Below are 25912 nucleotides of genomic sequence, written 5' to 3' on the forward strand. Positions count from 1 at the left end.
AGTTAGTCTGCCAGATTCCGAGCGCTAATGCGCTGCTTCTCCATGCCACGTTTAGCCGATAGTACGGCACTGGTTTCCGCGTATGATGGAAGATAGCTGGCTACCTATTTAAGCCACACTACCACAACAAAAATAGTCACGACGAGGGAGTGTCCATGCCTACTAGAAGTGTTCAGGCCCAGCGCTTTAAAGTGCTGTTGGCGGGGGTATTTAGCCAAATTTTATGTATCGGCATTGCGCGGTTTGCCTATACGCCGCTACTGCCGGTGATGCAGCAGCAGAGCTGGATCAGTGATGCCGATGGCGGTTGGCTAGCAGCGTTGAATTACGCTGGCTATATGCTAGGAGCGGTGCTGGCGGCCTCTATTCGCACGATTTATTTGAAGGACACGCTGTTTCGCATTGGCTTAGTGCTGGCCGTATTAACCACCGCCGGTATGGCGCTAACCGAGCAATTTTGGGTATGGGCGGGGCTGCGCTTTTTGGCGGGGCTTTCTAGCAGCGGCTCGATGCTGTTGGCATCAGGGCTGATTTTGCACTGGCTGATTCAGCACCATCAGCGGGGCGAGCTGGGCATCCACTTTGCAGGCGTCGGCATTGGCATTGTGGTCGCGGCCTTAGCAGTAGAGCTAATGCTGGCGCTGCCAATGAGCTGGCAAGCGCAGTGGTGGGGCTTTAGCGCGTTGGGGGCGGTGCTGCTGGTGCCTGCCTGGTGCTGGTTACCGCGTCCGGTGAAACCGGTGGTAGGCAGCGCTGCCAGTCATCAAGCACCTGCAACGCCGCCTAGCCGCACCTTTATGCGTTTTATGCTGCCTGCCTACTTTTGTGCGGGCTATGGCTATGTGATCAGCGCAACGTTTTTGGTCGCGATTGTGGAGCGTGAACCGCTGCTGGCCGGAGCCGGAAACTGGGCCTTTGCGCTGGTGGGGCTGGCCGCAGCCCCCGCCGTGATGCTGTGGGATTTAATCGCGCGGCGGATTGGTTACTTAGGCGCGCTAATTGTGGCCATGCTGGTGCAGGTAGTCGGTATTGTGCTGCCTGCGATCAGCCCAACGTTACCGGGCATTTTGATTAGCGCAGTGCTCTACGGCGGCACGTTCCTGGGGTGCGTCAGTTTAGTGCTGACCATGGCGGGTAGGCTGTACCCCGCCAGCCCCGCCCGCTTGATGGGACAAATGACGTTGGCTTACGGCGCAGCGCAGATTGTGGCACCTGCGCTCACCGGCATGCTCGCGGAAGCCTCCGGCCATTACGATGTCGGCTTGTGGTTAGCGGGTGGCTTTGTGGGGTTGGGTGCCGTGCTGTTGGCGTGGCTGCGTCGCGTCGACCAAACCGCCCAGCGGCTAGATACCGAAGCCAAAGCCAGCTATGCCACGCCGTGATACGTGGGCATTCGCGGCAAAATCCACTAGGATAGGCGCTTTTTTCCGATAGGGTGGAAGGTCATGGCGTCTTCGGGACAACCTCGCATTCAGTGGCTGGGCCGCTGGGGCTTCATGCTGGCAGCCACAGGCTCAGCGGTAGGGCTCGGCAATATTTGGAAATTCCCTTACATCACCGGTGAATACGGTGGTGGGGCCTTCGTGCTGGTCTATTTGGCCTGTATCTTGGCGGTAGGTGTGCCGGTCATGATGACGGAAATTGCCTTTGGCCGCCGAGGGCGCGGTAGCCCCATCGACGCCATTCGCCGGGTGGTAAACGAGTCTGGCCGCTCGTCCGCTTGGTCGCTGCTGGGCTGGATGGCCATGCTGTGTGGCTTCATGATTTTGTCGTTCTACGTCGTGGTGGCGGGCTGGTCGTTCTCCTACTTGTGGAAAATGCTCTCTGGCGGTTTGGCAGGCACTAGCGTCGACGACATGGCGGCCGTGTTTGGGGCCAACAATGCCAACCCGCTGACGCTGGGGGGATGGAGTACGCTGGTCACGCTGCTGACTATGGTCATCGTCGGCAAAGGCGTTCAAGAGGGCATCGAAAAAAACGTCAGTTGGATGATGCCTGGCCTCGTACTCATGCTGCTGCTGTTGATCGTATTTGGCGTGTTTTCCGGCGGGTTTGGTGACGCGGTGCGCTTCCTGTTCTCTTTCAAGGCGGGCAGCCTCTCCAGCGAAGGGATGCTGGCGGCGCTGGGTCATGCGTTCTTTACGCTCTCGCTAGCGTCGGGAGCGATCCTGACCTATGGCAGCTACCTCCCCAAAGGCACCTCCATTGGCCGCACCACGCTCAGCGTCGCCGTGGCGGATACCGTGGTAGCACTCATGGCCGGGCTGGCGATCTTCCCGGTGATTTTTGCCAACGGTATGAATCCCGGCGAAGGCCCAGGGCTGATCTTCATGAGCTTGCCACTGGCGTTCCAAGCAATGCCCATGGGGACGCTCTTCGGCGTGCTGTTCTTCTTGATGCTCTCCATGGCCGCGCTCACGTCGTCGATCTCCATGGTGGAAGCGACGGTCTCGTGGCTGTGCGATAACAAAGGCATGAGCCGTAAGTCGGCTGCTTGGGCCACCGGCATCGTGCTGTGGCTGATCAGCACACTGGCGATGCTGTCGTTCAACCTGGGCGCCGATTGGACGATGGCAGGCAAGAACGTCTTTGACTGGCTGGATTACCTCACCTCCCGCTGGATGATGCCGCTGGGCGGTCTGGGCATGGTGCTGTTGGCGGGCTTCGTATTGAAAAGCGAGACGTTCCGCGACGAGCTGGGGCTAGCGCCGTTGCCCTATGCGCTGTGGCTGGCCATGGTGCGCTACGTCAGCCCGCTGGGCATTCTGGTGATCTTTGTCGATGCCTTGGGCCTGTATCAGGTCTCGTTTGCCGCCCATTGGCCGGTGCTGCTAGCGCTGCTGGTACTCATTGCCGTGATCGGTGAAGCCATTAGCCCGCGTCTTCGCCAAGCGCTTTCCGCCCGCTAAGCGCTGTTTTTCTCGCCTTGCCCTGGCGTCGGCAATCGCGCCAGGGTGAGTGCCTGCCTCCATTAACTCCTCCCAGCACGTGGTGTAACGCCTGGAACGATGCGCGCAGCGCAGTTGCCAAGGCGCGTCGGCATCGGTCATACCAAAGCGCAGCGTGCCTTGCCCCATCTTTTGGTTGATGGCGTCGACCGTCTTCATCAGGTGCGGGTGCGCCTTGGTCGTGGGCTGCAGCAAAGAGAGCTGGTACTGCTGCGCATCCACCAAGTCCAGCAGCATCACGCCGGCTTTCATGAATGTGTAGCCGGGGCGATACATCTGATCGAGCCCTTCACGCACGGCTTCTAGAATGAGGCGGGTATCGTCAGTGGGCGCAGCGAGGGGAATCATCGCGCTGGGCGAGAGCTGCGGCTGGTCTTTGCGGTGGCGATTGGTGTTTAAAAACAGCATCACCGCGCGGGCCAGACTGCCTTGCTGGCGCAATTTTTCGGCACTTCGCTGGGCGTGACGGCGTAGGGCGGCGTGCAGCTCCTCTTTTGCGCCGGTGGATTGGCCGAACGAGCGGGAGGTCATGATGCGCTGGCGGGGCTGCTCCACGGCGTTCATCTCTAGGCAGGGCGTACCGCGTAGCTCCAGCGCGGTGCGTGCCAGTACCACGGAAAAGCGTTTGCGCAGCTGCTTGGGGTCGCACTCGCGCAGATCCCAGGCAGTGCGAATGCCGCTGACCGCTAGCCGCTCCGCCAAGCGCCGACCGACGCCCCATACCTCGCTAACGGCCAGCTGTTTCAGCAGTACTTGTGTGGTAGTGCTTTCGCCGTGTAGCAAACACACGCCTTCATAATGCGGCTGCTTTTTGGCCACGTGGTTGGCAAGCTTGGCTAGCGTGTGTGTCGGCGCAAGGCCCACGCACACGGGCAGCCCTAAATGGCGACGAATACGGCGGCGCAGCGCTGCACCGATGGCTTGGCACTGGGCATCGTCGAAGCCATCCAGGTAAATGAACATCTCGTCGATGGAGTAGGGGGCGACCTCGGGGCAGGCATCGCGCAGCAGTTGGGCCAGCCGTGCCGACATATCGCCATACAGCTCGTAGTTGGAAGAGAGCAGATGAATCGCCCCACGGCGGCGTAGCCCCTCTAACTGGTACGCGGGCGTGCCCATGGCGATCTCCATGGCTTTCATCTCCTCCGAGCGGGCAATCACACAGCCGTCGTTATTCGACATCACGCCAACCGGCTTGCCCTCTAGCGCGGGGTTGAACACCCGCTCGCAGCAGACATAGAAGTTATTGGCATCCACTAACCCGATCATGGCAAGTACTCGTGAATGACGGCGCGCACCACGCCCCATAGCTGGCAGTCGGTGCCTTCTAGCGGCAGCGGCGGATAGTGGGGGTGGGCAGAGCATAGGTGGGGCGTGCCGCGATATAGTGCGTAGCGCTTGATCAGCACTTCCTCGTCGAACATGGCCACGAGGATATGCCCTAAGCGGGGCGTCACGCTGCGGTCGACGACCAGTAAATCGCCTTCGAAGATTCCCCAGCCCTCCATGCTGTCGCCGGTGGCGGTGAGGTAAAACGTTTGGGTGGGGTGTTTGATCAGCCGCGCGTTGAGATCGAGGGTGCGCGGCTCGTAATCTTGGGCGGGGGAGGGAAAGCCGCTAATGCCGGCGCGGCCCGTTTGGGGAGGAAACGGCAGCGGCTGAGACGTTAACGGCAAAGCTGTCGCAACGGGGGCGAGTTGAGACGGCATCGTCGGTATCCTCAAGAATAAATAGTGTGTTTATATACAGTATATATAAACAGTATTTATTCACGAGGCAAAAATTGCAAGCACTGCCCTTAGCGAGCCAGCCACAGCCCCACGACCAAAGCACTGATGACTGTAATAAAGAACACAAGGTTGCGAACGCGGGTATCGCGGCGAGGTTTCATGGCAATCTCCATCAAAAAATGAACGGCGTCGTGGCCCATGGCCGCGTAAAAGCAGCACAAGCGCTGCGCCGAGCATGGTAACGTTTGAGCCACAACGTTTGCACCGCAATGTTTGCATCGTAATGTTCACATTTAGGCGCATCATCAGACGCGCCAGATTTTCGCAGTGAGACCCATTGTTATGAACGACGCTTCCCGAGTAGGCGCGGCGCCTCAGCCGCTTTCGTTGGCCGGTGGGCGGTTGGCGGCATTGAGCTGGGGGCAGTACGACGCACCCACCTGGCTGGCGCTGCATGGTTGGCTGGATAATGCCGCCAGCTTTACACGCTTGGCCCCACGCTTGGTGAGCGCGCTGGGCATTCGCATCGTGGCGATCGATTTTCGAGGCCACGGGCACTCCGCTCATGCCCCGACTGGCAGCGACTACGCGCTTTGGGACTACACCCACGATGTGCTGGATGCCATGGATGCCCTAGGCCTCGAGCAGACCACGCTGCTGGCGCACTCCATGGGCGCGGCGGTCTCTTGCTTGGTCGCGGCCGCGCTGCCGGAAAAAGTAGCGCGACTGATTTTGCTGGACGGGTTGGGCGCGCTCAATACGTCGGCAGAAGAGACGGCCAGCCAACTGCGTAAAGGCATCATCGCTCACCGGCGCTCCTCGTCTCGCACACCGCGCTACCCCGACCTGGAAAGTGCCATTGCGGCCCGGGTGGCGGGCGGCGTCACGCCGTTGGATAGCATCACCGCCACGCCGCTGGTCGAGCGTAATACTCAAGCCACGGCCGATGGCAAAGTGCAAATGCGTACCGACAGCCGCCTGCTCAAGCCCTCTCTGGTGCGCTTTACACCGCCGCAAGTGCTAGCGGTACTGAGCGAGATTCGCGCACCGGTGCTATTGATAGAAGGAGAGCAGGGCATTTTGGGCGAGCGTGCCTGGGCAGCCCAGGCGCGGCAGGCGGTGCCGCAGCTCACTCGGCACGTGCTGGCTGGCGGCCACCATTTGCATTTGGAGCCGCAGGCCGTCGAGCGCGTGGCCGAGGTGATTTGCCGGGAAGGCCACACGGCCAGTTAACGTTGGAACACAAGAACGACGTGTGCGTATGAGACACCATGCCAAAAAGGAGGGGCAGAACGTGGTTAGCCAGTTGACGGGGAGAGCGTTGGGGAGCGGTCGTAAAGTGGCCCTGGTGCTGGGGAGCGGCGGTGCAAGAGGGTACGCCCATATCGGTGTGATTGAAGCGCTGGAGGCCCGAGGCTTCGAGATCATTTCGATTGCCGGGTGCTCCATGGGTGCGCTGATCGGTGGCATTTATGCCTCGGGCAAGCTGCCGGAGTACCGCGAGTGGGTGTGCAACCTCGACTACTTGGACGTGCTCAAGCTGGTCGACGTGACCTGGAGCCCCATGGGGGCGATGCGCGCCAATAAAGTGATGAGCAAATTGGAAGAGTTGGTGGGCGACCGACTGATCGAAGATCTGCCCATCCCAGTGACCACCGTGGCGACGGACTTGGTGCGCCAACGCGAAGTCTGGTTTCAAAACGGCCCGCTGCTACGCGCCATTCGCGCCTCGATTGCCGTGCCTGGAGTGATTACGCCGGTCCACATCGGCGAGCAGGTGCTGGTAGATGGCGGGCTGCTCAACCCGCTCCCCATGATGCCGATTCTCGCCGCCCACGAGGCGGATTTCGTGGTTGCCGTGAACGTTACCGCCCACAGCCCGCAGCCCGTAACGCTGGACGAGCTGCTGCCCCAGGAGGGGGGCGATGACGACCGCACCGCCTTGGAGCGGGACCGCGACGCCAACATAGGCGGCTGGATGGATGAAGTACGCGCCACGACCCGGCGGCTTTGGGGCGGCCTGGGCGGCGGCGGTGACGACAGCGACGACGATGAGACGGTGGACCTGCGCGGTAAGCGCGAGTGGGGCAAGCTGGATATGATTCTGGAGTCGTTCGATATCACCCAGGCGGCGCTGGCGAAGTACAAAGTGGCGGGCTACCCGCCTGACGTACTGATCGAAATTCCCAAAACGGTGTGCAGTACCTACGAGTTTCACCGCGCCAACGAGCTGATTCGGTTAGGCCGCCACCTAGCCGACGAAGCGTTGGAGCGACGCATGCCGAGCATCGCTTCGGATGCAGCTGAGTAGTCGTGACGAGGGCGTGGCGGCGAAAAAACAGTGATTCAACGCAATGGCAGAAAAGGTATCGCTACTGGCCGCGCTTGCGCAGCAGGATATACACCGCCCCGGTGCCGCCATCGATATCGGTGGCGGAGCAGAACGCCAGCACGCCGGGCCACTCCCGTAGCCACGCGTTGGTGTGGCTTTTCAGTACCGGAAAATCGGACGTGGTGCCCCACGCTTTGCCATGCACCACCAGCACACAGCGCAGCCCCTGGGCAGCGGCATCGCGCAAAAAACTCTCCAGCTCCAGCCGCGCCTCTTCCAAGGTGTAACCGTGCAGATCCAACCCCGCCTGCCACGCCGTCTGCCCGCGCTTGAGCTGGCTGAAGGTGCGCCAGGGCAGGTCCGGCACGCTGAACTCTAAATACTCGGAGGGTCGAACCGCCTCCACCCGGCCATCGGACGTGCGCCCGCTGGTTTGCAGCGTACTGCTCTCGACCGCCGCTCGGCGACGCGCTTCGCTGGCATCTGACTGGCGCTTTGGCTTGCCGGGGTCGGCTTGGTTGGTGGCAATACGGCGTACCCCTGCCGCCTGCAGCGCTTGGCGAAAGGCACTGATATCGTCATCGTTGGGCAGGTGTCGCGTCATGGTCGGCTCGAATCAACTAAGTAGTGGTGAAAAAAGGGGCGGTGGATAAAAAACGCTAAGGCGAGACAGTATAGCGAGCTTGGCGCTGCTGTGAACCGGGCGGCGTCAAAGGTACAATCCCCCAACGACCTTTTGACGCCAGGAGCCCTTGTGACCACGCATCTCACCGATGAGTCCTCCCCTTCGACGCTATCGCTGCCGGATTCGGCGCTGGTCAGCGATCTTTTTACACTGCGGGACTATTTGCGCTGGGTCTCCAGCGAGTTCTACTTGGCGGGGTTGCACTATGGGCACGGCACGCAGTCACCCTGGGACGAGGCGGTCGCCCTCTGCCTGGGCGCGCTGCATCTTCCTTGGAACGTCGACCCGGCCGTGCTGGATGCGCGGCTGCTGCCCATCGAGCGTGAGCGGATCATTCGCCTCGCCCGCGAGCGCGTTACCACGCGCCGCCCGCTGCCTTACCTGCTGGGGGAAGCCTTCTTCGCGGGCTACCCCTTCAACGTAGACGAGCGCGTGCTGATTCCCCGCTCGCCGATTGCCGAGCTGATCGAAGATGGCTTTGCGGCGTGGTTCCCCGAAGAGCCGCCCGCCCGCGTGCTGGATTTGTGCACCGGCTCCGGCTGCATTGGCATTGCCACGGCGCTGGTATTGCCCACCTGCGAAGTGGCGCTGGCGGATATCAGCCAGGATGCCTTGGCCGTAGCGCGGCAGAATATTACCCGCCACGATGTCGGCGACCGTGTACGCGCCGTGGAGTCTGACGTGTTCGACGGCCTGGAAGGCCAACGCTTCGACCTGATCGTCTCCAATCCGCCCTATGTCGATGAGCGCGACCTGGCCACCATGCCCGCCGAGTTCCGCCACGAGCCTTCGTTGGCGCTGGGCGCGGGCAGCGACGGCCTGGATATCGTGCGGCGTATTCTGCGCGAGGCCCGGTCACACCTAACGGAAGAGGGGTGGCTGATCGTCGAAGTCGGCAACTCTGACCGCCATGTGGAGGCCGCCTTCCCCGAGGTGCCCTTTATCTGGCTTGAATTCGAGCGTGGCGGCCAGGGCGTGTTTGCCCTGAGCGCCGCTGAACTCGACGCCCATGCGGCGTCTTTTGCGTGAGGAATTAACGCCCATGTCTGGCAATACGTTTGGCAAACTGTTTACCGTCACCACCTTTGGCGAAAGCCACGGCCCCGCGTTAGGGGCCATTGTCGATGGCTGCCCTCCGGGCATTGCGATTAGCGAAGAGGATCTGCAGGGCGATTTGGATCGCCGCCGCCCCGGCAGCTCGCGCCACACCACCCAGCGCAAAGAGCCGGATCAGGTGCGTATTCTGTCCGGCGTGTTCGAAGGCAAGACCACCGGCACCTCGATTGGCCTGCTAATCGAAAACACCGACCAGCGCTCCAAAGATTACTCCAAGATCAAAGACCAGTTCCGCCCCGCCCACGCGGACTACACCTACCATCACAAGTATGGTCACCGGGACTACCGGGGTGGCGGCCGCTCCAGCGCCCGTGAGACCGCCATGCGCGTGGCGGCAGGTGCCATTGCCAAAAAGGTGCTGGCGGCACAGGGCATTCAAATTCGCGGCTACATGAGCCAGCTCGGCCCGATCAAGATCGACTTCAAAACCTGGGAAGCCGTCGATCAGAACGCCTTCTTCTGCCCCGACCCCGATAAAGTCGCCGAGCTAGAAAGCTACATGGACCAGCTGCGCCGGGACCAAGACTCCGTGGGCGCGGAAATTACCGTGATTGCCGATGGCGTGCCCGTAGGCCTGGGCGAGCCGGTCTTCGACCGTCTGGATGCTGACCTAGCGCACGGTTTGATGAGTATCAATGCGGTAAAAGGGATCGAGATTGGCGCGGGCTTTGGCTGCATTGCCCAGCGCGGCAGCGAACACCGCGATGAGATGACGCCGGAAGGCTTTCTTTCCAACCATGCGGGCGGCGTACTGGGCGGTATCTCCAGCGGCCAGCCCATCGTCGCACGCCTAGCGCTGAAGCCGACCTCCAGTATTACCACGCCAGGGCGTTCCATCGATGTGCACGGCGAGCCGGTCGAGGTGATCACCAAAGGGCGTCACGACCCCTGTGTGGGCATTCGGGCAACGCCGATTGCCGAGGCCATGATGGCGATTACGCTGCTCGACCACTGGCTGCGCCACCGGGGCCAAAACGCTGATGTCAGCGTTGATACACCGCGTTTAGGCCAGCAATAACGCCAAGGTACGCTGAGTGGTTCGCTGCTACACTCAAAGAAGACGGTTAAGGAGTGCCCTATGAAAATTAACGTTGAGTTTGACCTGACGCCGGATGAATTTCGGCAGTCGCTGGGGCTGCCCGATGTGGAAGCGTTCCAGCAGAGCCTGCTGGACAACATCCAACGGCAGATGGAATCAGGGGTAGAAGGTTACGACCCCATGAGCTTGATGCGTCCTTTCCTGCAGCAACCCATGATGCAGCAAGGACTTTCACAGGGGCTTGCTAACTTTGGCACCTATCAGCAGATGATGCTGGATATGCTGCGTCAGGCCGGTAGTGCCCATAGTGGCGGTGCCAGCCAAGCAGATAGCGAACCCTCGTCGGCGGCCAGTGAGAAGACCACCAAGGCGAAAGCCACGGCGTCGTCGCGCTCTCGAGCCAAAGGGTAGGCGAGTCAGGCGCTATCAAAAGGGGCCCTGCAGTGGGAGTTAGTGGCATGTTGCAAAGCAGCATGCCACGTATTACTCTTTTTTGCGGTGCAACAATTTGCGATGTGATGAGCCACTCCAGGCTCATGCCAAGGAACGAGAGACAGGAGCAACCACAATGCAAGATAAAATGATGGACGCCTTTAACGCCCAAACCCGCCAAATGTTCGAGCCGATGCGTAAGATGAACTCGCTAATGCTCAACAACATGGAAAAAATGACCCAATACCAGCTGGAAGCGATGAAACGCTACAGCCAAATGGGCACCGAGCGCATCCGCAGCGCCACAGAGATCAGCGACGCCGAAAGCCTGCGCGATTTTGGTACCAAACAAGCGGAAATGATGAACGAGCTTTCCCAGCAAATGCAGGAGGACGCGCGGGTGATGAGCGAAATGAGCCTGCAGTTCAAATCCGAAATGGAAAAGCTGTTTAGCGAAGCCGGACAAAAAATGAGCGAACAAGCCAGCGCGGCCGCCAAAGGCGAGCAGCCTGCCAAGGCGTCCAGTCAGTCGTCTCGCAAGAGCTAATCGTTGAAAGAGTCGTGCGGCGCCCATAAGGCGCCGCCTTCTTTTGTCGTGTTCTTTAGTGCGTTGCCAGGGCGGACGCCGCCCAGCAGGTGAGGGGGAAGTGGTATGCAGTCAGGGTGGAAAATGCCGTCTCAACACTATTCGCAAGAAGAGATGGAGGCATGGAAAGAGCAGCTCGACGACATTGGTGAGCAGTACAAAGCGCTCTTGGGAGACTTGCTGACGCGCATGGCGCCCAGCGAAGCCGCCGACTCCGTCTACAGCGATATGCGCGAGAGCTTCGAAGCCGCCGCCCGTTCGCTGATGAGCAACCCGAATCTGCTGTGGCAGACCCAGTCGCGGCTGCTGCAAGACCAGTGGCTGCTATGGCAGCAGGGCGTGCGCGCCATGGCCGGTGAACAGGTGGCTCCGCTGGTGACGCCGCCCAAACATGACCGCCGCTTCAAGGACGACGCCTGGACCACCGACCCCTACTACATGGCGATCATGCAGCAATACCTGCTGTTTTCGCAGATGGTCGACGAGCTGATTAACGACCTCGACGGGTTAGACCCCGTACATAAGCGCAACCTGACGTTCTATGCCCGGCAGTTGGTGAATGCGATGTCACCCACCAACTTTGTCTCCACCAACCCGGAAGTGATGCGCCGCACCCTAGAAACCAAAGGCCAGAATCTCGTCGATGGCCTGACCCGGCTGCGGGAAGACCTCGCCAACTCGGCAGAGGGCATCAACGTGCGCATGACCGACCGCAGCGCCTTTGGCGTGGGCGAGAATATCGCGGTAACGCCTGGCGCCGTGGTGTATGAAAACGAGCTGATTCAGCTCATTCAGTACACGCCGACCACCGAAAAAACGTTCAAAACGCCGCTGTTGATCGTGCCGCCCTGGATCAACAAGTACTACATCCTCGATCTGCGGGAAGATAACTCGCTGGTGAAGTGGATGGTCGATCAAGGTCACACGGTCTTTCTGATCTCCTGGCGTAACCCAGGTCCCGAGCAGCGCGACATTACCTGGGCCGACTATATGCAGATGGGCCCGATCAGTGCCATGGAGGCCATCGAGCATGCCTGTGGTGAGAAGTCGGTCAACCTGCTGAGCTACTGCGTGGGCGGCACGCTGACGGCCTCTACCGTGGCCTACCTCACCAGCACCCGCCGTGGCCGCAAGGTGAAGTCGGTCACGTACATGGCCACGCTGCAGGATTTCCGCGATCCGGGCGATATCGGCGTGTTCCTGAACGAGCGCGTGGTGCAGGGTATCGAACAAACCATGCAGATGAAGGGCTATCTGGATGGCCGCTCCATGGCCTATACCTTCAACCTGCTGCGGGAAAACGACCTGTTCTGGTCGTTTTATATCAATAACTACTTGAAGGGCGAGATTCCGGCGGCCTTCGATCTGCTCTACTGGAACACCGACGGCACCAACCTAACGGCCGGTACCCATGCGTGGTACCTGCGCCATATGTACCTTGAAAACCGCTTGGTACAGCCCGGTGGCATTGAGCTGGATGGGGTTAAAATCGACCTGCGTAAAGTCTCAGCCCCCAGTTACTTTGTCTCCACTAAAGAAGACCACATCGCCAAATGGAACAGCACGTATTACGGTGCACTGCTGCCCAAAGGCCCGACGACCTTCGTGCTGGGCGGTTCTGGACACATTGCCGGTATCGTGAACCCGCCCCATAAGAACAAGTATGGCTACTGGACCAACGACACGCTGCCCGACAGTCACGACGCCTGGCAGGAAGGCGCGACCTTCCACGAAGGCTCCTGGTGGCCCCACTGGCAAGCGTGGGTGACGGAGAACGGCTATGCGGATGCCGACCCGAAAAAGATGGTGCCCGCCCGCCAGCCGGGGGAGGGGGAGTTAAAAGTGATCGAACCCGCACCGGGCCGCTACGTGCGCATGACCATTCCGGAAGTGTTAGGAGAAATCCCCAGCAGTACTTAGCCGGCGCGTTTTAACGAAGCCGCCTAACACGAAGCCCCCGGCCACGAACGTGGCTGGGGGCTTTTTTATGGCCGCTGGGCTATGGGCATTAGCGCCGACGCACGAACCCCGGCAGCAGCAGTAACCCCGCCAGCAACCAAACGGGCAGGCTGCCCAGTCGGGTGAACGGCGTGAGCCCCTCCATGGCGTAAAACTCGCCGGTGAGGTAGGTGGTCTCGAACTGCGGCGCGCGGTCCACCACGTTGCCACGCGGGTCGATGATCGCGGTAATACCGTTGCTGGTGGCACGTACCACGTAGCGGCCGTTCTCCAAGGCGCGCAGGCGCGCCATTTGCAGGTGCTGGTGCGGGCCAATGGAGGCCCCGAACCACGTATCGTTTGAAACGGTCACGATCACGCCGCTGTCTGCCGCCCGTTGGGCGACCAGCTCAGGGTAGATGATCTCGTAGCAAATGGCGTTACCGATAGCGACACCGGCCGCTTGCATGGGCGTTTGATCCGCAGCGCCCTTGGTAAAGCTGGACATGGGCAAGTCGAAGAAGTTGATTGCGCCGCGCAGCAGGCTCTCCAGCGGCAGGTACTCACCAAACGGCACCAAGTGCTCTTTTTGGTAGCTGCCTTCCACGTTGCCAACGCCAATCACGCTGTTGAAGTAGCGGTCGTCCTCATCCAACTGCACGATGCCCGTCAGCAGCGCGGTGTCGACGGGCAGGTTGGCCTGCACTCGTTCCAGCACGGGCCGCGCCTGGCTATCGATCATGGGCAGCGCGGTTTCCGGCCACAAGATCAGATCTGCCTCGTCTGCGACGTCGCGAGTCAACTCGCTGTAGGTATTGGCGGCGGTGCGCTGGCCTTCGGGGGTCCACTTGAGCAGCTGCGGCAAATTCCCCTGCAGCAGCGCCACGCGAGTCGGTTCGCTGACCGGTGTCGTCCACTGGTGGGGTAGCGCAAGCGGGGCTAGCCAAATGGCTGCCAGCGGAAGCGCGGCCCACCACTGGCGGCGCAGCACTTCCACCCCTAGCGTGCCGGTAAGCACCACCAGCAGCGAGAGTAAGTACACGCCCCCAACGGGTGCCCAGCTAGCCAGCGGGGAGTCCACGTAGCTAGAGCCCACCAGCAGCCAGGGGAAGCCGGTAAACAAGTAAGTGCGCAGCACTTCGCCCAGCACCCACGCGCCTGCGAAAGTGAGCAGCGCCCAGCGGGGGCCGATAAAGCGCCGGTAGAGCCAGAACGTGCCCGCGAAGAACAGCGCCAGTACGCCCACAAACAGCGCGGTTAAAAAGACCGCGAGCGGCACACCGGTATAGCCGTAGTCGTGAATCGAGACGTAAACCCATGAGGTGCCGCTGGCAAACAGCGCCACGCCATACAGCCAGCCTTTTAGCGCTGCCTGGCGCGGGGTAAGCGTGTGTAGGCCCACGTACAACAGACCCATGGCCACCGGGCCTAGCCACCAGAGTTCGAAAGGGGAAGCAGTCAGCGTGGTGAAGCCGCCCGCCACCAGGGCGGCGAGCAGCTGTAGCGTCAACGTGGGTGTAAACCCCATGGCGATATCCTATCTAGGGTGGTAGAGGCAGTGGGAGAACGACCGCCTAGTCGTCCTGTGGTTCGTCGTCAGCGGCGTTGCTGTCGCGGTAGGCTTCGAGCAGGCGAATGCGGCGGTTATCGGCGTTCAGAATGACGAACCGCCAGCCGCCCAGCGTCGTGTGTTCGCCGCGACCGGGTAGGTGACCAAACTGCTGCATCACCAGCCCACCCACCGTATCGAATTCGTCATCGGAGAATTCGGTGCCGAAGCGTTCGTTGAAGTCTTCGATGGGCGTGAGGGCGCGAATGGCGAAGTGGCCGTTCTCCAGCGTGCGGATGTCGTCCTCTTCATCGGTGTCGTGCTCGTCTTCGATATCCCCGACGATCTGTTCGAGAATATCTTCGATGGTGATGATACCCGCCGTGCCGCCGTACTCGTCCACCACGATCGCCATGTGGTTATGGGTTTCGCGGAACTCTTTGAGCAGGGTATTGAGGCGCTTGGATTCGGGAATGAACATCGCCGGACGCAGCACGTCTTCCAGTTTGAACGCGTCGCGGCTCTCTTGCGATTGCGACAGCAGCGGCAGCAGGTCTTTGACCAGCAGAATGCCTTTTACGTCGTCCAGGTTCTCGCCCACTACCGGGTAGCGGGAGTGGCCGGTCTCTTGGATCAACGGCAGGTAGTCGTCCCGCGTTTGGTCGAGGGTAATGGCCGACACCTGAGAGCGTGGGATCAAGATTTCACGCACCTGCTGATCGCTGATATCGAGCGCCCCCTCAATAATCATGATGGCGTCTTGATCCAGCTTCAGTTTCCCTGCGGTGTGGCGTAAAAACGTCATCAGCTCATCCCGCGAGCTGGGTTCGTCGTTGTCTCCGGAAAGGGCGCCAAAGAGTTTCTCGAGCCATGATTTTTGATTGGGGTTGCTCGATCGGTCTTCGCTCATTGCGTCAAATCTCTCAGTTACGAAAAAAGGTGTTACCAGGATGATCGTACGTACACGCCATCGTTTTATCACTGAGTGGCCGTTGACACCACTCTAAACGTTCGCTTGATTTAGAGGGTCGGCTTACGCGTGATAAGGATCAGGAATATCGAGAGTCGCCAACAGCTCGCGCTCTAGCTGCTCCATCTCCTCGGCTTCCTGGTCGTCGATATGATCGTAGCCCATTAAGTGCAGCGTGCCGTGTACGACCATATGCGCATAGTGGTGGGCCAGCGGTTTCTGCTGTTCGTCGGCTTCGCGGGCGACCACGGCGTGGCAAATGATCAGATCGCCCAGCAGCGGCAGGGTGATGCCGGGTGGGTTCTCGAACGGAAACGAGAGCACGTTGGTGGGCTTGTCTTTACCGCGATAGTCGCGATTCAGCGCCTGGCTTTCCTCTTCGTCCACGAAACGGATGGTCAGCTCTTGGCGTTCGTCATCCGAATGGCGAGAAAAGACACAGCTCACCCAATGGGTGAGCTGTTCGAGCGACGGCAGTCGCGGCTCGTCGATGGCCGCCTGCCGGTCGATCACGATATCGCTCATCGGTCGTTCTCTCCCGAGCGGTCGCTATAGCTGTTGCGTTCCATGGCCTGCATACGCGCTTCGCGCTCCTGCTGGCGAGCTTCACGCCGGGCGCGCTCGGCCACTTCCTGCTGAGACTCGAACTCGTCGTAGGCTTCGATGATGCGCTGCACCAGCGGATGACGCACCACGTCCTTAGCGGCAAAGTGGGTCACGCCGATGCCGGGGGTGTCTTTGAGGACGTCCAGCACCTGCGACAGCCCCGAACGCTGCCCGCGGGGCAGGTCGACCTGGGTAATATCGCCGGTGATCACGGCGGTGGAACCAAAACCAATTCGCGTCAGGAACATTTTCATCTGCTCCGGCGTGGTGTTCTGGCTTTCATCCAGAATGATGTAGGAGTTGTTCAGCGTACGGCCACGCATGTAGGCCAGCGGGGCAATCTCGATCACCTGACGCTCGATCAGTTTCGCCACCTGCTCGAAGCCGATCATTTCGTACAGCGCGTCATACAGCGGGCGCAGGTACGGGTCGATTTTTTGCGCCAAGTCGCCCGGCAGGAAGCCCAGTTTCTCACCGGCTTCCACCGCTGGGCGTACCAGCAGAATGCGGCGCACCTCTTGCTGGTTGAGCGCTTCCACGGCAGCCGCCACGGCAAGGTACGTTTTACCGGTACCCGCTGGCCCGATGCCGAAGTTGATGTCGTGTTCGCGGATGCTCTGCACGTAGCGCTGCTGGTTCAAGCCGCGCGGTTTGATCATGGTGCGCGGTGTGCGCATGATCACTTCATCGCTACCGCCTTCGCCATCCTCTTCCTCCTCCAGCGCTTCCAGGCCGGATTCTTGCAGGAACAGGTGCACGGTATCCGCCGAGAGTTCATCGGCGGCGGTTTCACGGTAGAGGTGTTCCAGCACGTTGGCGGCCGCTTTGATACGGTTCGCGGCACCGGCCAGCTGAAAAACGTTGCCACGGTTGCGCAACGTCACGTCCAGGCGGCTCTCAATCAGCTTTAGATGCTCGTCCTGTTGGCCGCAGAGACTTGCGAGACGCTGCGGGTCATTGGGTTCAAGGCTTAGGGTGATAATGCGATTGGCCTGAGGTGATGGCTGGCTCAAGAGTAAGAAACCCGTTAGTTGATGTGTGTGAGTCTCAGCTTACTGCCCCGGCGGGGCCGGGGCAATTACCTAGGATACGCGAGCGATTAATAACGCTCGCCGGAGGCAAGCTCTCCACGCAGCGAGTTGGGCAGCGCTTCGGTGATCTCGACATCGACGAAATAGCCGATCAGCTCGGTCGGGTTGGCCGCGCGGAAGTTCACTACGCGGTTGTTTTCGGTGCGCCCAGAGAGCTGACCGGGGTCTTTCGGTGAAAACCCGGTCACTAGAATGCGCTGCGTGGTACCCACCATACGGCGACTGATTTGCGCCGCCTGCTGCAGAATGCGCTCCTGCAGGATGGCGAGGCGCTGCTTCTTCACGCTTTCCGGCGTGTCGTCGGCCAAGCCAGACGCCGGGGTGCCGGGGCGCGCCGAGTAAACGAAGCTGAACGAGTGGTCGAAGCCGATGCGATGAATCAGATCCATCGTCGCTTCGAAATCTTCTTCCGTTTCACCGGGGAAGCCGATGATGAAGTCGGAGGAGAAGCTGATATCCGGACGGTTCGCGCGTATACGCTCCATCTTCTCGATGTACTCTTCTGCCGTGTGCCCGCGCTTCATGGCGCTAAGGATGCGGTCAGAACCTGATTGCACCGGCAGGTGCAGGTGGCTGACCAGCTCCGGTATCTCGGCAAAGGCGTCCACGAGGCTGTCGGTGAACTCCACCGGATGCGAGGTGGTGAAGCGAATACGGTCAATGCCATCGACGGCGGCTACGCAGGCAATCAGCTCGGCCAGGTCGATCTCGTCGCCGTCGTCGTTCTCGCCACGGTAGGCGTTCACGTTCTGGCCCAGCAGGTTGATCTCTCGCACGCCCTGGTCGGCCAGGTGGATGACTTCATCCATCACCGCCTCGAAGGGGCGCGAGACCTCTTCGCCACGGGTGTAGGGCACCACGCAGAACGTACAATACTTAGAGCAGCCTTCCATGACCGAGACGAAGGCCGTCGCGCCATCGGACTTGGGCTGGGGCAAGTGGTCGAACTTCTCGATTTCCGGAAAGGTGACGTCCACCGCCGCAATTTGGTTGTTGTTGCGGGCGTCGAGCATTTTCGGCACGCGGTGCAGCGTTTGCGGGCCAAAAATCATGTCCACGTAAGGGGCGCGTTTGCGCAGCGCCTCACCCTCCTGGCTGGCCACGCAGCCACCCACACCAATTACCAGATCGGGATTGGCGTCTTTCAGCTTTTTCCAGCGGCCTAGCTGGTGGTACACCTTATCCTGCGCCTTTTCACGAATGGAGCAGGTGTTGAGAAGGATGACATCGGCCTCCTTCTCGTTATCGGTGAGCTCCAACTGGTGAGATTCGCCGAGTAGGTCCGCCATACGCGAGGAGTCGTACTCGTTCATTTGGCAGCCGTGCGTTTTGATGAAGAGCTTCTTCGCCATCGGTACCTGTCATCTATGGGTCGTCAAAGGGGACGAGGGATGAATGAAATAACGGTGAGACAGCGGCAGCGCTGCCGTCGAATGGCTGCATTATACGGACACAGCAAACCAGGGGCTAGCATTCCCCCATAATCGATACTTGACCCGCGCGATTCAATCAGTATACTACGCACCGTGTTTGAGCAGTTCCTCGATAGCTCAGTTGGTAGAGCAAATGACTGTTAATCATTGGGTCGCAGGTTCGAGTCCTGCTCGAGGAGCCAAAACACTTGTCAGCACAATTGCTTAGAACATTTTAAGTGAATACTGATAAGTGATAGGCTCTGCTTCAAACGCAACAGCAAACAATGTTCCTCGATAGCTCAGTTGGTAGAGCAAATGACTGTTAATCATTGGGTCGCAGGTTCGAGTCCTGCTCGAGGAGCCAAGCTGCTGTTCTGCTAAAGATCTTTCTGTTGTTCCCCGATAGCTCAGTTGGTAGAGCAAATGACTGTTAATCATTGGGTCGCAGGTTCGAGTCCTGCTCGGGGAGCCATCTAGCTTACCATCTTTCCTATCTAAATGAGTGCCCGCCCGCTGCCAACTGGCATTTTGGGTGATTTTTTGTGCGTGGCTGTTTGTGGCGAGTCATTTCTTAACGCTTGTCCACGCTTCGCGTAAACTAGTTGCTTCAATTTATAGCGTGGGAAGGTGTCGTGGGGAAAGCGGCTAGCCTGCAGGCGCTGCAGGTCTTTAAGTGTTTGAGCGATGAAACGCGGCTGATGCTGGTGCTGTTGATTGCCCAGGAGCAGTCGCTGTGCGTGTGTGAGATGACCTACGCGCTGAAGGAGTCCCAGCCCAAAGTGTCGCGCCATTTGGCGCAGCTGCGCCAGTGCGGCCTGCTGATGGATCAGCGGGAGGGGCAGTGGGTCTACTACCGTTTAGCGCCGCAGCTGCCTGCCTGGGCGCAGTCGATTATTGATTCAGGTGCGCAGGGGAGTGCGGTGCAGCTTGAGGCGCTGACGCAGCGCTTGGCGCGTATGGGGGATCGTCCGGCGCGGCGCGCTGCCCTCTGCTAGCAGCGTTTCGGTTCCAGCAAGCATCCACAAAAAACGCCAGCCCTCGGGCTGGCGTTGTTGTTGCTAGCGCAGAGTAAGCGTGGGTTAACGCTTGGCCATGCGCTGGCTCTCTTGCAGGTGAACGTAGTCAAGCAGCACTTCAGCGGCTTCGAGCACGTGGGCGCGGTCCACAGGCATCTCTTCGTCGTCGCTGTCGTTCTCAGCTTCGGCATCTTCCGTGGCGGCGGTGCCGTCGCTACGCGCGTCCATCCACTCTTCCAGTTCAGGCAGCCCCAGGGCGCGGCGGCGCTGGTTTTCCAGTGAGAGCTGTTCGGCTTCTTGGGCTTCTAGCTCGCGTTGGCGCTGTTCCCGGTTCAGGCTGACGCTGGTGTGCTGTTCACGCAGCTGGCGAGCCAGCGTGGACTGACGCTCCAGGTAGCGGAAGTTGGGGTTCTCTTTGGCGCGCTCTTCATGGCGAGCAATCAGCGCGGGCAACACGCGTTCCGGCTCGCCGTAACGGCGGTACTGTACGTTTTGCACGTTGTCCCACGCCAGGGCGTTATCCAGGCTGCTTTCGCCAATGCGCTCGGGGTCGATCAGGCTAGGGAAGGTGATGTCCGGTTCGACACCGCGATTCTGGGTGCTGTCACCTGAAATGCGGTAGAACTTGGCGCGGGTCAGTTTGATCTCGCCGTGGCTCAGCTCGTTCAGGGTTTGAACGGTACCCTTACCAAAGGTCGAGGCGCCCACCACGATGCCGCGGCCATAGTCTTGAATGGCACCGGCGAAGATTTCCGAGGCAGAGGCCGAGAGGCGGTTTACCAGCACGGTGAGTGGGCCGTCGTACACGGTGCCTGCTTCGGTGTCGCCGTAGAGCTGAATGCGGCCCTGGGCGTCGCGTACCTGCACGGTGGGGCCACGATCGATAAACAGGCCGATCAGCGAGTTGGCCTCTTGCAGTGCGCCGCCGCCGTTATTGCGCAGATCGAGCACGATACCTTCCACACCCGCTTGTTTGAGGTTCTCGATTTCGCGGGCCACGTCGCGGGTGGTGCTGCGATACTCTTCTTCACCGGCTTGCCAGGCGTCGAAATCGACGTAGAAGGTGGGCACGTTGATGACGCCGATGCGATGTGGCTCGCCGTCGCGCATCACTTCGATCACTTCGCTGTCAGCCGCCTGATCTTCCAGGCTGACCGTGTCGCGGGTGATCTCGACGATTTGCGAGCGGGTCATGTCCACGGCTTGGGCAGGCACTACGTCCAGGCGTACCACGGAGCCTTTGGGGCCGCGAATCAGATCGACGACGTTATCCAGGCGCATGCCGACGACGTTGACCATCTCGCCCTCTTCCTGGCCGACGGCGATGATGCGGTCGGCCGGTTCCAGCACGCCTGCGCGCTCAGCGGGGCCGCCGGGCACGAGGCTGGAGACTTTGACGTATTCACCGTCCGCTTGCAGCAGCGCGCCAATGCCTTCCAGCGAGAGGCTCATCTGAATATCGAAGGATTCGCCTTGACGAGGGGAGAGGTAGCCGGTGTGTGGGTCGATGGTGCCGGAGATAGCGGCCATCAGCAGGCCAAACACATCTTCCGATTCCGCTTGGCGTAATCGCGAGAGCTGACCTTCGTAGCGCTGGCGCAGGTTGTCTTCGATCTGCTCCGCGTCCTGGTCGGTAAGAGCGAGGGTCAGGGCGTCGTTTTTCAACCGTTTGCGCCATAGCTCGTCCAGCTCGCTGTCGCGGGTGGCCCAGGGAGCGTCTTCACGATCCACTTCCAGGCGCTCGTCGCTGTTGAACTCCAGCGATAATCCTTCGTCCAATTCGGCGAGCAGCCACTCCAGGCGGGCGGTGTGACGCTCGCTCAGGCGGTTGTAAAGGGCGAAAGCGTCGTCCAGGTCGCCATCGAACAGCACGTCGGCCATGTCGTTCTCAAGGTGGCGATAGGGTTCGATGTCTCGGTTCAGTAGGTAGGCGCGCTGACCATCCAGAATATCCAGATAGCGTTGGAAAGCTTCCTGCGACCACTGCTCGTTGAAAGTAATATCAGCATAGTGGCCGTAGCGGAGTGAATCCGCAATTTCCACTGCCGCTTGGCGTTGTTCGTCGGTCGGCGCGAGTTGCGCCAGCGCTGCCGGGCTGGTGATCACCAGCATCACGGCAAGGGCGACCGAGCGCGAAAGCGTTGCAAACAAGCTCATCAGTCAAGCTCTCCCGGATTTGTGTACACTCATTCTTCCCTAGACCCGCAGTTAGCCTATGAGTTGCGTAGGCCGAGGGAGCATTGTAGCAGGTCATTTCCCCTGTGAGACTCAATCATTACTGTTATGAGGAATTCCATGTCCGAGGCTTTCAACGCGGAACGTTTAACGCGGCTGTGCGATTTTTTGCAGCAGTCGCCTACGCCATGGCATGCCACCCAGAGCATGACTGAGCGTTTGGAGCAGGCGGGCTTCACGCGCCTGGAAGAGACCGCGAACTGGCAGCTCGCGCCAGGAAAGCGCTACTACGTGACGCGTAACGATTCGTCGGTGATCGCGTTTCAGTTACCCGCTGGCAAACTGACTAACCTGCGTATGATGGGCGCTCACACCGATAGCCCAGGGCTGCGCCTGAAGCCCAACGCGACCCAGTACTCGGCCGGCTGGCTGCAGTTGGGCGTGCAGGTATATGGCGGCGTGCTGCTAGCCCCCTGGTTCGACCGCGATTTGGGTTTGGCGGGGCGTGTACACGTGCGCCATGCCGATGGCCGTTTGGAAAGCGTGCTGCTGAACGTAGACCGCCCCATCGCGATGATTCCGAGCCTCGCGATCCACATGGACCGCGACGTGAACGGGGGGCGCTCGATCAATCCGCAAACGCAAATGGCACCGGTGCTGATGCAGAGCGATACCGCCAAATTGCACGAGCTATTGGGGCAGTGGCTGGAAGAGCAGCACGGCCTGCGTGCGGTCGAGGTGGTGGATTTCGAGCTGGGCTTTTACGACGTTCAGCCGCCGTCACTGGTTGGGCTGCGCAAAGAGCTGCTGGCCAGCGCACGGCTGGATAACCTGCTGTCGTGCTTCGTTGCCCTAGAGGCGCTGCTGGAGTGCGATGGCAGCCAAGGAGCGCTGCTGGTGGCGAACGACCATGAAGAGGTGGGCAGTGCCAGCGCCTGCGGCGCACAGGGGCCGTTCCTGGGCGATGTGCTAAAGCGCTTGAACGCCCAGGTCGGTGGCGGCAGTGAGGAGTCGCTGATTCAGCTGATCCAGTCGTCGCTGATGATCTCCTGCGATAATGCCCACGCGCTGCACCCGAACTTCCGCGACAAGCACGATGAGCGCCACGGCCCGGCCATCAACGGTGGCCCGGTGATCAAGGTGAACGCGAGCCAGCGCTACGCCACCAATAGTGTCACCGGCGCGCTGTTCCGGGATGTGTGCCGCGAAGCGGATGTGCCGGTGCAGTCATTCGTCACCCGGGCAGATATGGGCTGCGGCAGCACGATTGGGCCGATTACCGCTACGGAAGTGGGCGTGCCGACCATCGACGTAGGATTGCCCCAGTGGGCGATGCACTCGATTCGTGAAACGTCCGGCACGCGAGATGTGGATTACCTGACGCGGGCGCTGACGGTGTTCCTGAATCGCCCAACGCTCTCCTGATTCAACCGCCCGGTTAGAAACGAAAAAGGCCCGCTGACTGAGTCAGCGGGCCTTGCTATTGCTAGCGTAATTCGGTGTTGGTGGCTACGCCCTGATTTGAACAGGGGACCCCATCATTATGAGTGATGTGCTCTAACCAGCTGAGCTACGTAGCCGTTCAACGGGGGCGAATATTACTCAGGGAGACGCCGCCCGTCAAGCATTTATTTCTTTTCTAGCTTATACGTTAAAGCGGAAGTGGATCACGTCGCCATCTTTGACGATGTACTCTTTGCCTTCCAAGCGCCATTTGCCGTTGTCTTTGGCGCCTTGCTCACCGCCCAGCGCGACGTAATCGTCATAGGCGATGACTTCGGCGCGAATGAAGCCCTTCTGGAAATCGGTGTGAATCACACCGGCGGCTTCCGGCGCGCTGGCGCCCTGTTTCACGGTCCAGGCGCGGACTTCTTTCACACCGGCGGTGAAGTAGGTTTGCAGGCCCAGCAAGGCGTAGCCCGCACGAATCACGCGGTCGAGTCCTGGCTCTTCCATACCCATTTCGGCCAGGAACATGCTGCGCTCTTCGTCTTCGAGCTCGGCAATTTCGGCTTCTAGCTGGTTGCACACCGGCACGACGACCGCGCCTTCTTCGGCGGCGATCTCTTTGACGATGTCCAGGTAGGGGTTGTTCTCGAAACCATCTTCATTGACGTTGGCAATGTACATGGTGGGCTTGAGGGTCAAGAAGCCGAAGCTTTTCACTTGGCGCTTCTCGTCCTCGTCTAGCCCAAAGCTGCGCAGCGGCTGGCCTTCGGCCAGATGCGGTTGGATCTTGTCCAGCACGGCTTTGGTGGCAATGGCGTCTTTGTCGCCACCTTTCACCACGCGCACCAGGCGCTGGCTGGCTTTCTCGACGGTGTCCAAGTCGGCCAGGGCAAGTTCCAGGTTGATGGTCTCGATATCGGCGCGGGGGTCGACCTGGTTGGCGACGTGGATGACGTTGTCGTTATCGAAACAGCGCACCACGTGGGCAATCGCTTGGGTTTCACGAATATTGGCCAGGAACTTGTTACCCAGGCCTTCCCCCTTGGAGGCGCCCGCTACGAGGCCCGCGATGTCCACGAACTCCATGGTGGTGGGCAGCACTTTTTCGGGCTTTACGATGGCCGCCAGCTTGTCCAGTCGCGGGTCGGGCATCGGTACGATACCGACGTTGGGTTCGATGGTGCAGAACGGAAAGTTCTCCGCATCAATGCCAGATTTGGTCAACGCATTGAAGAGCGTGGATTTGCCTACGTTGGGTAGGCCGACGATACCGCAGTTAAAGCCCATAAAATAACTTCCTGACCGCTAGGGCGGCGCAACCGTTCGTGCACCTGCCCGGTGTGAAAAGAGTGCGTTCGTAACGCGTGGTAATAGAGTCCGACAGCGTGCTGCTATTTTACGCTATGTAGGCGGTTCATGGCTTTAGCCCAGTCACCGGAAAGCGCGAGCGGCAGCGTGGCCAGGCACTCGTCCAGCGAGCGCTCGATGGCTTCTTGCTCGGCCTTGCCGGGGCGGCCCAGCACGTAATTGACCACCTGCTTCGCCTCGCCGGGATGGCCAATGCCAATGCGCACGCGGTGAAACTGCTTCTGGTTGCCCAGGGCGCTGATAATATCGCGCAGCCCGTTGTGGCCGCCGTGCCCGCCGCCGGTTTTGTAGCGTGACTGCCCCGGGGGAAGGTCGAGCTCGTCGTGCGCGACCAGCAGATTCTCCGGGGATAGTTTGAAGAATTGGGTAAGCGCTGCGACCGCCGCACCGCTACGGTTCATGAACGTGGTGGGGTTGAGCAAGTGCAGCTCATGGTCACCCACACGGGCTTTGGCGTAGAGCCCTAAAAACTTTTTCTCAGGACGCAGTTCGGTGTGGGCGCTGCGTGCAATGGCGTCGACTAGCCAAAAGCCCGCGTTGTGTCGGGTGGCGTCGTATTCAGCGCCTGGGTTGCCCAGTCCTATAATGGCCGTTACCTGGCTCATTTTCCCACCTCCAACGGTTCTGGAAGATATGACGACGTGTGACGGAGCTGCCTCCGCAGGCAGCTGACTGAGGCTATCGAGCCCCGTGCCGCAAAAAAAAATCAAGCGCCGAAGCGCTTGATTTTAACATCCTTGGGCCATGCGAGCATGGCCCAGGTAGCGCTGGTCAGCGTGGGCTGTCAGCACCTTTAGCAAGGCTTACTCGGCGCTGCCTTCTGCGTCGCCTTCACCTTCGCCTTCTTCTTCGTCATCGCCACGTACTTTCACTTTGGTGATGCTCAGAATGGCGTTGTCGTGCTCTTCACCGTGGGCCAGGTCAACAGACGTGACGCCGGCCGGCAGGGTCAGGTCAGACAGGTGCAGGGTAGTGCCCAGCTCGACCTTGCTGATGTCCACTTCTAGGAAGTCCGGGAGGTCTTTCGGCAAGCAGCTGATGGCGACTTCGTTCGCCAGCACGTGCAGTTCGCCGCCCTGGTCTTTGATGCCGACACACTTCTCTTCGTTCACCACGTGCAGCGGCACGTTCATGGTGATTTCGTGAGTGGCGTCAACACGCAGGAAGTCAGCGTGGGTCAGCAGCGGCTTGAACGGGTGACGCTGCAGGTCACGAACAACCACTTGCTCTTCTTTACCGTCGATCACCAGCTTGATGACAGAGGAGAAGAAGGACTCGTCTTCGATCGCCTTGTAGAACGCAGTTTTTTCTACGGAGATCGACTGAGCGCCTTTCTCACCGCCGTATACAACGGCCGGTACTTGTTGGTTCGCACGACGCAGGCGGCGGCTCGCACCTTTCCCCAGGTCGTTACGAACGCTGGCTTGCAGGATAAAATCAGACATGGAATTTGCCTCTTGGTTTAAG

23 protein-coding genes and 4 tRNA genes are annotated in these 25912 nt (G+C 60.1%); 14 read left to right on the plus strand and 13 right to left on the minus strand.

The features are described 5' to 3' along the window. Window positions 1-155 precede the first annotated feature (155 nt). Together AB6K10_RS09120 and AB6K10_RS09125 are read left to right on the plus strand one after the other, a co-directional pair. Window positions 156-1382: a YbfB/YjiJ family MFS transporter gene (locus AB6K10_RS09120; RefSeq protein WP_339118508.1), complete on the plus strand. Its 1227-nt coding sequence runs from the start codon at window positions 156-158 to the stop codon at window positions 1380-1382. A gap of 63 nt (window positions 1383-1445) precedes the next feature. After that, entirely contained in the window at window positions 1446-2909 is a 1464-nt protein-coding gene (locus AB6K10_RS09125) for a sodium-dependent transporter (RefSeq protein ID WP_159341631.1), read from the plus strand. On the opposite strand, the gene AB6K10_RS09130 is transcribed toward AB6K10_RS09125, so the two are convergent. Then, window positions 2832-4217 carry a Y-family DNA polymerase gene (locus AB6K10_RS09130; RefSeq protein WP_339118509.1) on the minus strand — a complete coding sequence of 462 codons (1386 nt, stop codon included), beginning with the start codon at window positions 4215-4217 and terminating at the stop codon, window positions 2832-2834. The two genes, AB6K10_RS09125 and AB6K10_RS09130, sit on opposite strands and share 78 nt — an antisense overlap. Then, a complete protein-coding gene (locus AB6K10_RS09135; protein ID WP_159341633.1) occupies window positions 4214-4657 on the minus strand; it encodes a LexA family transcriptional regulator in 444 nt (147 codons plus the stop codon). Before AB6K10_RS09135 ends, AB6K10_RS09130 begins: the two co-directional genes overlap by 4 nt. Before the next feature lie 363 nt (window positions 4658-5020). On the opposite strand from AB6K10_RS09135, the gene AB6K10_RS09140 reads away from it, so the two are divergent. Both AB6K10_RS09140 and AB6K10_RS09145 read left to right on the plus strand, forming a co-directional pair. Continuing rightward, window positions 5021-5911: an alpha/beta fold hydrolase gene (locus AB6K10_RS09140; RefSeq protein WP_159341634.1), complete on the plus strand. Its 891-nt coding sequence runs from the start codon at window positions 5021-5023 to the stop codon at window positions 5909-5911. 28 nt (window positions 5912-5939) lie between these two features. Then, window positions 5940-6989, plus strand: coding sequence for a patatin-like phospholipase family protein (locus tag AB6K10_RS09145; protein ID WP_159341635.1), 1050 nt, complete (start codon window positions 5940-5942; stop codon window positions 6987-6989). A gap of 61 nt (window positions 6990-7050) precedes the next feature. Here the strand turns inward: AB6K10_RS09145 and AB6K10_RS09150 are convergent, their stop codons facing one another. After that, entirely contained in the window at window positions 7051-7614 is a 564-nt protein-coding gene (locus tag AB6K10_RS09150) for a Smr/MutS family protein (RefSeq protein ID WP_159341636.1), read from the minus strand. 150 nt (window positions 7615-7764) lie between these two features. Here AB6K10_RS09150 and prmB point away from each other — a divergent pair, with 150 nt between their 5' ends. The 5 genes from prmB to phaC all read left to right on the plus strand — a co-directional run bounded on the left by prmB (window position 7765) and on the right by phaC (window position 12788). Beyond that, window positions 7765-8724 carry a 50S ribosomal protein L3 N(5)-glutamine methyltransferase gene (gene prmB, locus AB6K10_RS09155; RefSeq protein WP_285262593.1) on the plus strand — a complete coding sequence of 320 codons (960 nt, stop codon included), beginning with the start codon at window positions 7765-7767 and terminating at the stop codon, window positions 8722-8724. A 13-nt stretch (window positions 8725-8737) separates the two neighbouring features. After that, complete coding sequence (gene aroC, locus AB6K10_RS09160) at window positions 8738-9829, plus strand: chorismate synthase (protein WP_188638118.1); 1092 nt, start codon at window positions 8738-8740, stop codon at window positions 9827-9829. Window positions 9830-9889: 60 nt separating this feature from the next. Continuing rightward, complete coding sequence (locus AB6K10_RS09165) at window positions 9890-10261, plus strand: hypothetical protein (protein ID WP_159341639.1); 372 nt, start codon at window positions 9890-9892, stop codon at window positions 10259-10261. A 157-nt stretch (window positions 10262-10418) separates the two neighbouring features. Further along, window positions 10419-10829 carry a phasin family protein gene (locus AB6K10_RS09170; RefSeq protein ID WP_159341640.1) on the plus strand — a complete coding sequence of 137 codons (411 nt, stop codon included), beginning with the start codon at window positions 10419-10421 and terminating at the stop codon, window positions 10827-10829. Window positions 10830-10934: 105 nt separating this feature from the next. Then, window positions 10935-12788, plus strand: a complete 1854-nt coding sequence (gene phaC, locus AB6K10_RS09175) for a class I poly(R)-hydroxyalkanoic acid synthase (protein ID WP_159341641.1) — start codon at window positions 10935-10937, stop codon at window positions 12786-12788. A gap of 88 nt (window positions 12789-12876) precedes the next feature. Here phaC and lnt read toward each other — a convergent pair whose 3' ends face one another. The 5 genes from lnt to miaB form a co-directional block, all read right to left on the minus strand. Beyond that, entirely contained in the window at window positions 12877-14334 is a 1458-nt protein-coding gene (gene lnt, locus AB6K10_RS09180; protein ID WP_285262590.1) for an apolipoprotein N-acyltransferase, read from the minus strand. A 46-nt stretch (window positions 14335-14380) separates the two neighbouring features. After that, window positions 14381-15265 carry an HlyC/CorC family transporter gene (locus tag AB6K10_RS09185; protein WP_159341643.1) on the minus strand — a complete coding sequence of 295 codons (885 nt, stop codon included), beginning with the start codon at window positions 15263-15265 and terminating at the stop codon, window positions 14381-14383. 123 nt (window positions 15266-15388) lie between these two features. Continuing rightward, a complete protein-coding gene (ybeY, locus tag AB6K10_RS09190) occupies window positions 15389-15850 on the minus strand; it encodes an rRNA maturation RNase YbeY (protein ID WP_339118510.1) in 462 nt (153 codons plus the stop codon). Then, window positions 15847-16944: a PhoH family protein gene (locus AB6K10_RS09195; protein WP_159341645.1), complete on the minus strand. Its 1098-nt coding sequence runs from the start codon at window positions 16942-16944 to the stop codon at window positions 15847-15849. The genes ybeY and AB6K10_RS09195 overlap by 4 nt, the downstream gene beginning before the upstream one ends. Window positions 16945-17030: 86 nt before the next feature. Further along, a complete protein-coding gene (gene miaB / locus AB6K10_RS09200; RefSeq protein ID WP_159341646.1) occupies window positions 17031-18374 on the minus strand; it encodes a tRNA (N6-isopentenyl adenosine(37)-C2)-methylthiotransferase MiaB in 1344 nt (447 codons plus the stop codon). Between the two features lie 187 nt (window positions 18375-18561). On the opposite strand from miaB, the gene AB6K10_RS09205 reads away from it, so the two are divergent. From AB6K10_RS09205 to AB6K10_RS09220, 4 genes are all read left to right on the plus strand, one after another. Further along, window positions 18562-18637: transfer RNA gene (locus tag AB6K10_RS09205), tRNA-Asn, on the plus strand. An 88-nt stretch (window positions 18638-18725) separates the two neighbouring features. After that, a tRNA-Asn gene (locus tag AB6K10_RS09210) sits at window positions 18726-18801 on the plus strand. Window positions 18802-18833: 32 nt separating this feature from the next. After that, a tRNA-Asn gene (locus AB6K10_RS09215) sits at window positions 18834-18909 on the plus strand. Between the two features lie 160 nt (window positions 18910-19069). Then, window positions 19070-19432: a metalloregulator ArsR/SmtB family transcription factor gene (locus AB6K10_RS09220; protein WP_339118511.1), complete on the plus strand. Its 363-nt coding sequence runs from the start codon at window positions 19070-19072 to the stop codon at window positions 19430-19432. An 84-nt stretch (window positions 19433-19516) separates the two neighbouring features. Here the strand turns inward: AB6K10_RS09220 and AB6K10_RS09225 are convergent, their stop codons facing one another. Continuing rightward, window positions 19517-21610 carry a carboxy terminal-processing peptidase gene (locus AB6K10_RS09225; RefSeq protein ID WP_159341648.1) on the minus strand — a complete coding sequence of 698 codons (2094 nt, stop codon included), beginning with the start codon at window positions 21608-21610 and terminating at the stop codon, window positions 19517-19519. A 138-nt stretch (window positions 21611-21748) separates the two neighbouring features. Between AB6K10_RS09225 and AB6K10_RS09230 the strand changes: the two genes are divergently transcribed. After that, window positions 21749-23053 carry a M18 family aminopeptidase gene (locus AB6K10_RS09230; RefSeq protein ID WP_339118512.1) on the plus strand — a complete coding sequence of 435 codons (1305 nt, stop codon included), beginning with the start codon at window positions 21749-21751 and terminating at the stop codon, window positions 23051-23053. Window positions 23054-23131: 78 nt separating this feature from the next. Here AB6K10_RS09230 and AB6K10_RS09235 read toward each other — a convergent pair. The 4 genes from AB6K10_RS09235 to AB6K10_RS09250 all read right to left on the minus strand — a co-directional run bounded on the left by AB6K10_RS09235 (window position 23132) and on the right by AB6K10_RS09250 (window position 25890). After that, window positions 23132-23208, minus strand: a tRNA-Met gene (locus AB6K10_RS09235). Between the two features lie 64 nt (window positions 23209-23272). Beyond that, window positions 23273-24364, minus strand: coding sequence for a redox-regulated ATPase YchF (gene ychF, locus AB6K10_RS09240; RefSeq protein ID WP_159341650.1), 1092 nt, complete (start codon window positions 24362-24364; stop codon window positions 23273-23275). A 104-nt stretch (window positions 24365-24468) separates the two neighbouring features. Next, window positions 24469-25050 (minus strand): aminoacyl-tRNA hydrolase, encoded by a 582-nt coding sequence (gene pth, locus AB6K10_RS09245; RefSeq protein WP_159341651.1) that lies wholly within the window; start codon window positions 25048-25050, stop codon window positions 24469-24471. Between the two features lie 198 nt (window positions 25051-25248). Next, window positions 25249-25890 (minus strand): 50S ribosomal protein L25/general stress protein Ctc, encoded by a 642-nt coding sequence (locus AB6K10_RS09250; protein ID WP_339118513.1) that lies wholly within the window; start codon window positions 25888-25890, stop codon window positions 25249-25251. Between the last annotated feature and the right edge of the window lie 22 nt (window positions 25891-25912).

The organism is Halomonas sp. BMC6, assembly GCF_964204995.1.
In the GTDB taxonomy this organism is placed as follows: domain Bacteria; phylum Pseudomonadota; class Gammaproteobacteria; order Pseudomonadales; family Halomonadaceae; genus Vreelandella.

Excerpts from the sequence above, each read along its gene's own strand:
- AB6K10_RS09120 (WP_339118508.1), top strand. The coding sequence starts at position 156 with ATGCCTACTAGAAGTGTTCAGGCCCAGCGCTTTAAAGTGCTGTTGGCG.
- AB6K10_RS09125 (WP_159341631.1), top strand. The coding sequence starts at position 1,446 with ATGGCGTCTTCGGGACAACCTCGCATTCAGTGGCTGGGCCGCTGGGGC.
- AB6K10_RS09130 (WP_339118509.1), bottom strand. The coding sequence starts at position 4,217 with ATGATCGGGTTAGTGGATGCCAATAACTTCTATGTCTGCTGCGAGCGG.
- AB6K10_RS09135 (WP_159341633.1), bottom strand. The coding sequence starts at position 4,657 with ATGCCGTCTCAACTCGCCCCCGTTGCGACAGCTTTGCCGTTAACGTCT.
- AB6K10_RS09140 (WP_159341634.1), top strand. The coding sequence starts at position 5,021 with ATGAACGACGCTTCCCGAGTAGGCGCGGCGCCTCAGCCGCTTTCGTTG.
- AB6K10_RS09145 (WP_159341635.1), top strand. The coding sequence starts at position 5,940 with ATGAGACACCATGCCAAAAAGGAGGGGCAGAACGTGGTTAGCCAGTTG.
- AB6K10_RS09150 (WP_159341636.1), bottom strand. The coding sequence starts at position 7,614 with ATGACGCGACACCTGCCCAACGATGACGATATCAGTGCCTTTCGCCAA.
- aroC (WP_188638118.1), top strand. The coding sequence starts at position 8,738 with ATGTCTGGCAATACGTTTGGCAAACTGTTTACCGTCACCACCTTTGGC.
- AB6K10_RS09165 (WP_159341639.1), top strand. The coding sequence starts at position 9,890 with ATGAAAATTAACGTTGAGTTTGACCTGACGCCGGATGAATTTCGGCAG.
- AB6K10_RS09170 (WP_159341640.1), top strand. The coding sequence starts at position 10,419 with ATGCAAGATAAAATGATGGACGCCTTTAACGCCCAAACCCGCCAAATG.
- phaC (WP_159341641.1), top strand. The coding sequence starts at position 10,935 with ATGCAGTCAGGGTGGAAAATGCCGTCTCAACACTATTCGCAAGAAGAG.
- lnt (WP_285262590.1), bottom strand. The coding sequence starts at position 14,334 with ATGGGGTTTACACCCACGTTGACGCTACAGCTGCTCGCCGCCCTGGTG.
- AB6K10_RS09185 (WP_159341643.1), bottom strand. The coding sequence starts at position 15,265 with ATGAGCGAAGACCGATCGAGCAACCCCAATCAAAAATCATGGCTCGAG.
- ybeY (WP_339118510.1), bottom strand. The coding sequence starts at position 15,850 with ATGAGCGATATCGTGATCGACCGGCAGGCGGCCATCGACGAGCCGCGA.
- miaB (WP_159341646.1), bottom strand. The coding sequence starts at position 18,374 with ATGGCGAAGAAGCTCTTCATCAAAACGCACGGCTGCCAAATGAACGAG.
- AB6K10_RS09225 (WP_159341648.1), bottom strand. The coding sequence starts at position 21,610 with ATGAGCTTGTTTGCAACGCTTTCGCGCTCGGTCGCCCTTGCCGTGATG.
- AB6K10_RS09230 (WP_339118512.1), top strand. The coding sequence starts at position 21,749 with ATGTCCGAGGCTTTCAACGCGGAACGTTTAACGCGGCTGTGCGATTTT.
- ychF (WP_159341650.1), bottom strand. The coding sequence starts at position 24,364 with ATGGGCTTTAACTGCGGTATCGTCGGCCTACCCAACGTAGGCAAATCC.
- pth (WP_159341651.1), bottom strand. The coding sequence starts at position 25,050 with ATGAGCCAGGTAACGGCCATTATAGGACTGGGCAACCCAGGCGCTGAA.
- AB6K10_RS09250 (WP_339118513.1), bottom strand. The coding sequence starts at position 25,890 with ATGTCTGATTTTATCCTGCAAGCCAGCGTTCGTAACGACCTGGGGAAA.